Annotated in this window: 6 protein-coding genes, 1 other RNA gene and 3 pseudogenes; 2 read left to right on the top strand and 8 right to left on the bottom strand. The window is 65.9% G+C overall.

The window, feature by feature from the left end; genetic code table 11:
• The 5 genes and pseudogenes from VGH54_RS18795 to VGH54_RS18775 all read right to left on the bottom strand — a co-directional run.
• Positions 1-297, bottom strand: a pseudogene (locus VGH54_RS18795) (bifunctional [glutamine synthetase] adenylyltransferase/[glutamine synthetase]-adenylyl-L-tyrosine phosphorylase); the annotation flags it as partial.
• 54 nt (positions 298-351) lie between these two features.
• Complete coding sequence (locus VGH54_RS18790; protein WP_331513583.1) at positions 352-1,692, bottom strand: glutamine synthetase family protein; 1,341 nt, start codon at positions 1,690-1,692, stop codon at positions 352-354.
• A 48-nt stretch (positions 1,693-1,740) separates the two neighbouring features.
• A complete protein-coding gene (locus VGH54_RS18785; RefSeq protein ID WP_331513582.1) occupies positions 1,741-3,294 on the bottom strand; it encodes an alpha/beta hydrolase in 1,554 nt (517 codons plus the stop codon).
• Positions 3,295-3,410: 116 nt separating this feature from the next.
• Positions 3,411-4,970, bottom strand: coding sequence for an alpha/beta hydrolase (locus VGH54_RS18780; RefSeq protein WP_331513581.1), 1,560 nt, complete (start codon positions 4,968-4,970; stop codon positions 3,411-3,413).
• 49 nt (positions 4,971-5,019) lie between these two features.
• The gene (locus VGH54_RS18775; RefSeq protein ID WP_331513580.1) at positions 5,020-6,411 is read right to left on the bottom strand and encodes a wax ester/triacylglycerol synthase family O-acyltransferase; all 1,392 of its coding nucleotides are present in this window, start codon (positions 6,409-6,411) and stop codon (positions 5,020-5,022) included.
• A 183-nt stretch (positions 6,412-6,594) separates the two neighbouring features.
• Here VGH54_RS18775 and panB point away from each other — a divergent pair, with 183 nt between their 5' ends.
• A complete protein-coding gene (panB, locus tag VGH54_RS18770) occupies positions 6,595-7,443 on the top strand; it encodes a 3-methyl-2-oxobutanoate hydroxymethyltransferase (RefSeq protein WP_331513579.1) in 849 nt (282 codons plus the stop codon).
• 43 nt (positions 7,444-7,486) lie between these two features.
• Positions 7,487-8,965 (top strand): CYTH and CHAD domain-containing protein, encoded by a 1,479-nt coding sequence (locus VGH54_RS18765; RefSeq protein WP_331513578.1) that lies wholly within the window; start codon positions 7,487-7,489, stop codon positions 8,963-8,965.
• On the opposite strand, the pseudogene VGH54_RS18760 reads toward VGH54_RS18765, so the two are convergent.
• The 3 genes and pseudogenes from VGH54_RS18760 to rnpB form a co-directional block, all read right to left on the bottom strand.
• Positions 8,935-9,300 (bottom strand): annotated as a pseudogene (locus VGH54_RS18760) (DUF742 domain-containing protein); the annotation flags it as partial. The gene VGH54_RS18765 and the pseudogene VGH54_RS18760 overlap by 31 nt on opposite strands.
• Before the next feature lie 135 nt (positions 9,301-9,435).
• A pseudogene (locus VGH54_RS18755) lies at positions 9,436-9,954 on the bottom strand (peroxiredoxin); the annotation flags it as partial.
• 111 nt (positions 9,955-10,065) lie between these two features.
• Positions 10,066-10,460, bottom strand: an RNA gene (gene rnpB / locus VGH54_RS18750) — RNase P RNA component class A.
• Positions 10,461-10,473: the final 13 nt, after the last annotated feature.

Raw genomic sequence — 10,473 nt, 5'->3', positions numbered from 1 at the left:
ATGATCTCCCAACGCCAGCGACGATCCGAGCACACCGAACAGCCGGCCGCGCAGTCCGCGGTCAGTGGCCAGTGCCGCGTTGAGCTCTCCCCAGCCGTCGCCGAGCGTCTCGGCCAGCCGGACCGTCGCACACAGGGCGGCGTCGGCATCCGGTGCGCGCGACAGCGACCAGAGCACGTCGACGCATTCCTCGGTATTCCAACCCAGCTGAGCCAAATTCGCGTTTGCCCGGTCGTCGACCAACCCGAGGCGGCCCACACTGGGCACCTTCGGCCGTTCGGTCACGGGTTGATTCACGCCCTCGACGGTAGCGCAGATCGACTCGGCGTTTGAGCGGGCCACCGACACCGGCTACAGCGAAAGATAGGTTTTCAGCTCGAAGGGCGTGACGTGACGGCGGTAGTTCGCCCACTCTGCGCGCTTGTTGCGCAGGAAGAAGTCGAAGACGTGCTCCCCCAGCGCTTCTGCGACGAGCTCAGAACTCTCCATCGCTCGCAGCGCCTCGTCGAGGCTGGACGGCAGCTCGCGATAACCCATCGCCCGCCGTTCCGTGGCGGTGAGATCCCAGACGTTGTCCTCGGCCTGCGGACCCAGGACGTACCCCTTCTCGACGCCGCGCAGCCCGGCTGCCAGTAGCACGGCGAACGCCAGGTACGGGTTGCAGGCCGAGTCGGGGCTGCGTACCTCGATGCGTCGCGACGAAGTCTTGTTCGGGCTGTACATCGGGATGCGGACCAGGGCCGACCGGTTGGCAGCGCCCCATGACGCGGCGGTGGGCGCCTCGCCGCCGAGCACCAGCCGCTTGTAAGAGTTGACCCATTGGTTGGTGACCGCGCTGATCTCGCTGGCGTGCTCGAGGATCCCGGCAATGAACGACTTAGCGACATCGGAGAGCTGCAGCGGATCGTCTGGGCTGTGGAAGGCGTTGACCTCACCCTCGAACAGGCTCATGTGGGTGTGCATCGCCGAGCCCGGGTACTCGCCAAACGGCTTGGGCATGAACGTCGCCCGCGATCCCTCGTTCAGCGCAACCTCTTTGATGACGTAGCGGAATGTCATCACGTTGTCGGCCATCGACAGCGCGTCCGCGAAGCGAAGGTCGATCTCCTGCTGGCCGGGCGCACCTTCGTGGTGGCTGAATTCCACCGAGATGCCCATCGATTCCAGGGAGTCGATCGCGTGCCGGCGAAAGTTGGAGGCGCTGTGCACGGCGGCCTGGTCGAAGTAGCCGGCATTGTCGGCGGGAACCGGCACAGATCCGTCTTCGGGGCCGGGCTCCAGGAGGAAGAACTCGATCTCGGGATGCACGTAGCAGGAGAAGCCCAGGTCGTTGGCTTTGCCTAGCTGGCGGCGCAACACGTGGCGCGGGTCGGCCCACGACGGCGAGCCGTCGGGCATCGTAATGTCGCAGAACATTCGCGCCGAGTGGTGGTGTCCGCTACGAGTCGTCCAGGGCAGCACCTGAAAGGTCGACGGGTCGGGATGCGCCACAGTGTCGGACTCTGAAACCCGGGCGAAGCCCTCGATCGATGACCCGTCGAAGCCGATTCCTTCTTCGAATGCGCCCTCAAGCTCGGCCGGCGCGATCGCGACCGACTTGAGGAAGCCGAGCACGTCAGTGAACCACAGTCGGACGAATCGGATGTCCCGCTCCTCCAACGTGCGCAGCACGAATTCCTTTTGTCGATCCATACCTGGAACACTATGCATTCACCGTTAAGTCTGTGTTACCGGCGCGGCCTAACACCTTAAGTTTCCCGGCGCAGCGCCGTCGACCAAGTAGCGCACCACCGCGCCGTCTACGCAGTCATTTCCGTTGAACGTCACCGTGTGCTGTGTGCCCTCGAAGGTGATCAGGTCAGCGCCCAGTTGGTGGGCCAGGTCGACCCCGGCTTGATATGGGGTGGCCGGGTCGTGGGTGGTGGACACGACGACGACTTTCCCGGGGGCTACCGGCGCGGCCGGATGCGGCGATGACGTCGCGGGCACCGGCCATAACGCGCACAGGTCGCGCGGCGCATGGCCGGTGAACTGTCCGTAGGACGTGAACGGCGCGACCTGACGTATCCGCTGATCGGTGTCGGCCCACACCGCCGGATCGGTCGGCTCCGGCGCATCGACGCAACGGATCGCGTTGAACGCGTCCTGCGAACTGTTGTAGTGCCCCTTGTCATCGCGGCCGTAGTACTCGTCGGCCAGCGTCAGCAGGTCACCGGGATCGGTGCCGCGTCGCAGGCCGAGCAGGCCGCTGGTGAGGAATTTCCAGAACTGCGGGGTGTACAGCGCGTTGATAGTGCCGGTGGTCGCGTCGGCGTAGCCGAGCGCGCGCCCCTCCGAGGTCGCCGCGGGTTTGGTAACCAGTGGGTCGATCAACTGGTGGTAGCGGACGACCCATTGGGCCGGGTCGGTGCCCAGCGGGCAGTCGGTAGAGCGGGCGCAGTCCGCGGCGTAGTCGTTGAACGCGGTCTGGAACCCGGCCTGCTGGTTGATGAGCTCCTCGATCGGCCCGATGCTCGGGTCGATAGCGCCGTCGAGCACCATCGACCGCACGTGGTCACCGAAGCGCTCGACGTACGCGGTCCCCAACTCGGTGCCGTAGCTGTAGCCGAGGTAGTTGATCTGGTCGTCGCCCAGGGCTTGGCGCACCGAATCCATGTCCCGTGCGACCGAGGCGGTCCCGACGTTCTCCAGGAACGCCGAACCATTCCGGGCCTGACAGCGCTGAGCTATCTGCCGGTACACCTGCTCGATGTGCGCCACACCCTGCGGGCTGTAGTCGACCATCGGTTCCCGCCGGTAGGCGTCGAACTCGGCGTCAGTTTGGCAGCGCAACCCCGGCGTGGAGTGGCCGACGCCGCGCGGATCGAACCCGACCAGGTCGAATCGCTTGCTGACCTCGGAGTCCGCCAGATCCGCGCCCATCGTGGCGACCATGTCGACCGCCGACGCCCCGGGACCGCCCGGATTGACCAGCAACGCTCCGATCCGCGGGCCCGTTGCCGGAATGCGGATCACCGCGAGTTGCACCTGCGCGCCGCCCGGGTTTGCGTAGTCGACAGGAACCGCGACCGTCCCGCATTGCGCGCTCGGAACGTCGCGGGGGCTGCTCAGGACCTGGCCGCAGCTGCCCCAATTCAATGGCGGCGCCGACGACGGCTGGGGCGCCCCGGAGCTCGGGGTGGGGCCCGCGTCGTATCCGGGCGTCGCGCCCGTCACCGGCGTCAAGGCAACAGCGGTCGCCATCGACAACCCAAATGGAAGCAGCGCAGAGCTCAACAGTCTCATGCGCCACATGGCAGTCAATCGTGGCATGCGTCGGCCACAGGCTGTGATCCCATTGGTCACACCTTGATCTCGTTATTTACCGCGCGGTCTCTACGTTTCGCTCGCGAAGCGGACCCACGGCGGCGCTAACACTTGGCCCCCTTGGACGGCACAGTACCGCTAACGATGTACGCCGCCGCATAGTCGTCGATGCAGCTATTGCCCTGGAACACGACCGTGTGCTGCGTGCCGTCGAACGTGAGCAGTCCGCCGTGCAGCTCATTGGCCAGGTCGACACCCGCTTGGTACGGCGTCGCGGGGTCGTGGGTGGTGGACACCACCACTGTCGGCGCCAGCCCCTGAGCCGAGATGGTGTGCGGCTTGCTGGTGGGCGGCACCGGCCAGAACGCGCATGTGCCCAGCGGGGCGTCGCCGGTGAACTTCCCGTAGTTCATGAACGGCGCGACCTCACGCGAGCGGCGGTCCTCATCGATGACCTTCGCCCGATCCTTCACCGGCGGCTGGTCCACACAGTTGACCGCGACCCGGGCGTCGGTGGAGTTGCTGTAGTGCCCCTGCTTGTCGCGGCGCATGTAGAGGTCGGCCAACTCGAGTAATACATCGCCTTGGTGGTGCGATAGTTCGGTCAATCCTGTTGTCAGATGGTGCCAGAACGTCGGTGAATACAGCGCCATGATTGTGCCGATGATGGCGTCGCTGTAGCTCAGGCCGCGGCGGTCTTTGGTGCGTGCCGTCCTGCCGATCATCGGGTGCTTCTTGTCGACGAGCGGATAGACCAGGTGGTGGTACACGTCAACGGCTTTGGCCGGGTCGGTGCCCAGCGGACAGGTAGGCGACTTGGCGCAGTCCTTCGCATAGTTGTCGAAGGCATCCTGAAAACCCTTGGCCTGCCTCAGGTCTGACTCGACCGGATCCGCATTGGGGTCGATGGCGCCGTCCAGGATCATCGCCCGGATGTTCTTCGGAAACGCCTCCGCGTACGCCGCGCCGATCCGGGTGCCGTAGGAGTAGCCCAGGAACGTCAGCTTGCTGTCGCCCAACGCTTCCCGGATGGTGTCCAGGTCGCGGGCGACATTGTCGGTTCCGACGTTTGCCAGGAATTTCTTGCCCATCTTGGCAACACAGCGACCGACGTAGGCCTTGGTCTCGTCCTCGATCTGCGCGACGCCTGCCGGGCTGTAGTCGGCTTGCGTCTCGGTGCGCAGCTTGTCGTTGTCGGCGTCGGAGTTACACCAAATCGCCGGTCGCGAGGCCGCCACGCCGCGCGGGTCGAACCCAACCAGGTCGAAGCGTTCCCGGACCTGCAGCGGCAACGACTGCACGATGCCCAGTGCAGCCTCAATGCCGGACTCCCCCGGCCCGCCGGGGTTGATGACCAGCGAGCCGACCTTGTCTCCGGTCGCCGGGAAGCGGATCAGGCCCAGCGTGGTGGCGTCACCGCCGCGGTGTTTGTAGTCGACGGGTACGGCGAGCTTGCCGCATTGCGCACCTCCCGGGAGCTTCACCGCCCCGCCGCCGGTCACGTGGCACGGCCCCCACTCGATCGGCTGGCCGACCTTCGGGCCGGCAAGTACCGCACGACCCTTGACGACCTGAGTACAGCTGGCCACGGTAAAGGCGGTAACCGCCATCACGGTCCAGATCAGCATCGAGCGCGCGATCTTGCCGCGGCGAGGGCTCCCCATGCCCAACATGCTGCCATGCGTCAGCGCGGGGCCTCGGCTGCTGGGGCGGCTACCGTGTCGCGAGCAGCAGTTCTTCCATTGCGACCGTGAAGTCGTCAGCCAGCTCCCACAGGTCGGGCAACAGCTCCGGGCAGCCGATGATCCCGATGTCGAGTTTGCCGGTCAGCGACATCACGGTGATATTCAGGCCCGAGCCGTGGAAGATCGGCCCCAGCGGATACATAGCCTTGACCTCACTGCCCATGAAGTACAGCGGCACCTGCGGACCCGGCACATTGGATATCACCAGGTTGTGCACCGGCATGCTCTTGGTGAGACTGGTTCGGGCGTACGCGCGCATCGCCACGCCAAACACCGCGGGCGCGGCAAACTGAGACCAGTCCTGCAAAAGCGTGGCTTTGATCGCCAAACTATGTTGTTTGGCAACCGAATTCGCGTCAGCGATGGCCTTGATCCGCTCTACCGGGTCGGCGATGTGAGTCTGCAAGCTGGAGAACATGCCCGAAACCTGGTTGCGGCCAGGCCGATCCGACTTTCCGTGCACGGACACCGGCACCATCGCCACCAGCGACGAGTCCGGCAGTTCGCCACGGTCGAGCAGGAATTGGCGCAGCACGCCGGACACCAGAGCCATCACCACGTCGTTGACCTTGACGTCGAAGTAATCCTTGACCTTCTTGATGTCTTCGAGGTCCAACTGCGCGTAGGAGATGTTGCGGTGCGAGGTGATGCTCGCGTTGAAGGCGGTTCGCGGGGCCGCGAACGGTGGCGCCATCGTCTGGCCGCTGCGTGCCCGCATCACCGTCTTGACCACTGACGATGCGGTGTCGGTCAGCGCATTGGCCAAGCGCAGCGGCCTGGCCGCGAATTTGACCGCACCGGTCAGCGCGATCTCGAAGTCGTTGCCGCCGCCGACGCCGTCGACCGGATCTGGCGCGGGGGCGTCCGCCTCGGTGCTGCACAGCTGAGACATCAGATTGGCCCCCGTCACGCCATCCACACCGGCGTGGTGCACCTTCGTCATCACGGCCAGGCGACCGCCCTGTTGCGCATCGGTGCCAGCGACGCCTTCGATGACCCACATCTCCCACAACGGCCGGGTCCGGTCCAGCGGCAAACTCGCGATATGGCCGCAGATCTCGGCCAGCTCGGTGCGTCCTCCCGGCGGCGGCAGACCGATCCGGTGCAGGTGGCGATTCACGTCAAAGTCGTTGTCGTCCACCCACACCGGATGATCCAGGTTGAACGGGGTGTCGGCCAGCTTCTCGCGGAACTGCGGCATCGCCTTGCTTCGCAGCGCCAACTCGTCGCGGAGCCGGTCAAACGTGTAGCCGCCCGGCATCGTCGAGGTGTCGAGCTCCAGAATCGAGCAGACATGCAACGGCTGTGCCGGCGTTTCCAGGTAGAGGAAGCTGGCGTCGAGTCCGCTGAGTCGCTGCATGGGCCGATGGTATGTCCGCTGCCGGAGGGGGGCGCCGGAATCGTCACGATGGTGACGGTGTGAGGAAGTCCACTGGGCTCGCTATCCACATGAACGGCCGCAGATGGCAGACTAGTCAGGTCAGACGAACCCGGGGACCCGATTGGGCCACGAGGATCGACCCGACCAAAGCTAGGGACAATGATGTCTGAACAGACTGTTTACGGTGCCCACCCTTCTTCTGCGCAAGCCGCGCCGCGGACCAAGACCCGCATCCATCACCTGCAGAAAATGAAGGCCGAAGGCCACAAGTGGGCGATGCTCACGGCTTACGACTACTCCACCGCCCGGGTCTTCGACGACGCCGGTATCCCGGTGCTGCTGGTCGGTGATTCGGCCGCCAACGTCGTCTACGGCTACGACACCACGGTGCCGGTCTCGGTCGACGAGTTGATCCCGCTGGTGCGCGGCGTCGTGCGCGGTGCGCCGCACGCTCTGGTGGTCGCAGACTTGCCGTTCGGCAGCTACGAGGCGGGGCCGGCCGCGGCGCTCGACGCCGCGATCCGGTTCATGAAGGAAGCCGGCGCGCATGCCGTCAAGCTGGAGGGTGGCGAGCGGGTCGCCCCGCAGATCGCGGCCTTGAACGCCGCCGGCATCCCGGTGATGGCACACATCGGCTTCACCCCGCAGAGCGTCAACACCCTCGGCGGTTTCCGGGTGCAGGGCCGCGGGGACGCCGCCGAGCAGACCATCCACGACGCGATCGCGGTTGCCGAGGCCGGCGCGTTCGCCGTGGTGATGGAAATGGTGCCGGCCGAGTTGGCCACCCAGATCACCGGCAAGCTGACGATCCCGACCGTCGGGATCGGCGCGGGACGCAACTGCGACGCCCAGGTGCTGGTCTGGCAGGACATGGCCGGTCTCACGAGCGGCAAGACGGCCAAGTTCGTCAAGCGGTTCGGTGACGTCGGAGGCGAATTGCACCGCGCGGCAACGCAGTACGCGGACGAGGTCGCGTCAGGAACGTTCCCCGACGACGAGCACAGCTTCTAAGCTCCTGGTTTAGCGGCCACCGGAATGTGGCACGCTCTCGAGCATGTCCGCCAACGGCCCCAGCACCTCGCGCTACCTCGAAGTGGAGCGCAAGTTCGACGCTGAGGAGTCCGCGCAACCGCCGTCGTTCGACGGCATCGCGGAGGTCGGCCGGGTAGAGCACGCCGAGACGCAGTCCTTGGACGCGGTGTACTTCGACACGCCGTCCCTGGATCTGGCGCGCAGTCGCATTACGTTGCGCCGTCGCACCGGCGGCCTCGACGCGGGTTGGCACCTGAAACTACCGGCGGGCCCCGATGCCCGCACCGAAGTGCGGGCATCGCTGGATACCACCGACGGCACCACGGTGCCCACCGAACTGCTGGACGTGGTGCTGGCCATCGTGCGAGACCGTCCGGTGGGCCCGGTGGCACGGATCAGCACCACCCGGCAGGTTCGTGTGCTGCACGGTGTCGACGACGCGGTGCTCGCCGAATTCTGCGACGATCACGTCACGGCGGGGCAAGGCGCCCACGGGACCACCAACGAGCAGCGGTGGCGTGAATGGGAGCTCGAACTCGTCGACCGCGGCGCGAACTCCGGGCTGATGGAGGAGTTGTGCGACCGGTTGCTCGACGCCGGCGCGCGTCCGGCCGGCCACGGCTCCAAGCTGGCGCGGGTGTTCGGCACGTCGCCGAAGGGTGTACCGGCCGAAAAGATGCATCGGGCGCTGGCCGAACAGATCGACGAGCTGCTGGTGTGGGATCGCGCGGTGCGGAACGAGGCCGACGACGCGGTGCATCAGATGCGGGTGACCGCCCGCACGATCCGCAGCCTGCTGCAGGCAGCTCCGGATTCTTTCGGGCTGGCCGACGATGCCCCGATCGTCGATGAACTGCGCGAGCTGGGCAATGTGTTGGGCGTGGCCCGCGACGCCGAAGTCCTAGCCGATCGCTACCGCAGCACCTTGGACGATGTGCCGCCCGAGCTGGTCCGTGGTCCTATTCGGGAGCGGCTTGTCGACGGTGCCGAACAGCGCTACCGGACCGGGCTCCGGCATGCGTTGTCCGCCTTGCGCTTACCGCGCTACTTCCGACTGCTCGACGAGCTGGATGCATTGGTCAACGAGGCGCCGTCGGCCGGTCGCGAGCCGGCAACGGCGACGGTCACCGCCGCCGGCAAGAAGGTCCACAAGGCGGCAAAGGCCGCGCGACGGGCTGCCGGCGGAGCGGACAGTGACGATGCGATTCACCGAATTCGTAAGCGCGCCAAGCGACTTCGCTACACCGCGGATGCGACCGGCGCCAAGAAGGTGTCCAAGCGGGCGAAGAAACTGCAGTCGCTGCTTGGTGATCATCAGGACAGCGTGGTCAGCCGTGAGCACCTGCTGCAACAAGCGCAAGCCGCGCACACCGCGGCCGAGGACACGTTCACCTACGGACTGCTCTACCAGCGGGAAGCCGAGCTGGCGCGCGATTCCCGCCGCCAACTCCAGCCGAAGCTCAGCAAGCTCTACAAGGCCCTGGGCAAGCTGTCGGGCTGAGCCGAGAGTGCACGTAGGCCACGCAGGGTCCTTGTTATCAGTTCACGCCGTTCGTCGATTGTCATTGAGTCACCGAGGGGAGCGTGCACCCGCAAATATCCCTGTGTCGCCAGGTCGTCGACCAGGAACCGCGTCGCACCGAGCGGCAGGGACAGACGAGAGGCGATCTCTGCGACCGAGGGGTTGTGCGCGCACGACGTCAGGATCTGGCCCCGTACGTCATTTCTCCGCCAGCGCGGCGGCTTCGCTGTGGTGTTGAGCGCTTCGACCGGAGCCTCGAGTGCCAGTTCGACGCCAGCGTCGGCACCGCCTGCCGCCAGCGTGTATGGCCGGGCCAAGCTCGGCTCGTCCACGGTCTCCGGTTCTGCGAACCAGTCGCCGACCGGTTCGCCCTTGCCGTCGGACTGCTGATGCGCGTCGGCGTCCATCTCCCGGACATCTGGCAAACTTTGCGGCACGTGGTGGTTCTCCAAGAACCACAGGGCCTGGTCGGCGTGCACCGATGCGCGCACCTCGCTGGCGACGACCTTGAGAATGGTGCGGTCGGTATCGATGACGAACGTGGTCCGTCTGACCGGCAGCAGCCGGGCCAGCAGGCCGCGGCGCCGAGCGTGCCGACCACGCCGGGTGTCCTCCCGCCCCCCGACGGATCGACGCAGCTTGGCGAGCCTGCCTCGGTGCACCCCGAACAGCTCGGACACCACGCCGTCCGCGTCGGAGAGCAGCGGATAATCGAACGAGCGCTGTTGGGCGAAGTGGGCCTGCCTGTCGACGGTGTCGGTGCTGATGCCCACCCGCTGGGCGCCCACCCTGGCGAATTCGTCGCTTAGGTTCCGAAAATGACACGCCTGGGCGGTACAGATCGGTGAGGACGCTAATGGGAAGAAGAACAGCACAACCGGGCCGTCGGAAAGGAGCGTGGACAGTTTCCGAGGCCGACCGGTGTGGTCATACAGAGTGAAGTCAGGCGCCTTCTCGCCCGCGATCATCGGCAAAGAGTAACGCGGGAAAGCTCTGCGCGTCGCACGACTGGAGATAATTCGATCATGGCCAAATAGCAGCTGAGGAAATCGCTGAACATGCAGGCCAAGGACCTAAGGCGGGCGAGTTGGCCTGTAAGCCGGATTCTGTTCCGCATTACCAGGTAATGCGGCGGCGACCATCCATCTGGACACACCGTCGCCGGGTGCCTCGAGCGGCCTACCCGCAGGCTCGGGCGAGCAACCCTCAAACACCTGCGCGACCGCACCGTAGTGCGGTCTTCTTGGCCTTGCTTCGGGTGGGGTTTGCCGAGCCACTCCGGTCACCCGGAATGCTGGTGCGCTCTTACCGCACCGTTTCACCCTTACCACCGCGAGGATGGCGGTTTGTTTTCTGTGGCACTTTCCCGCGAGTCGCCTCGGATTGCCGTTAGCAATCACCCTGCTCTGTGAAGTCCGGACTTTCCTCGACTCGCTGCTGCGTGAGCACGAGCCGCGGCCGCCCGGCCAACTCGTCCGCGCTAACAC

The organism is Mycobacterium sp., from assembly GCF_036488105.1.
In the GTDB taxonomy this organism is placed as follows: domain Bacteria; phylum Actinomycetota; class Actinomycetes; order Mycobacteriales; family Mycobacteriaceae; genus Mycobacterium.
Note: the sequence above shows the minus strand (reverse complement) of the source record. Positions and strands in the feature narration are given on the sequence as shown.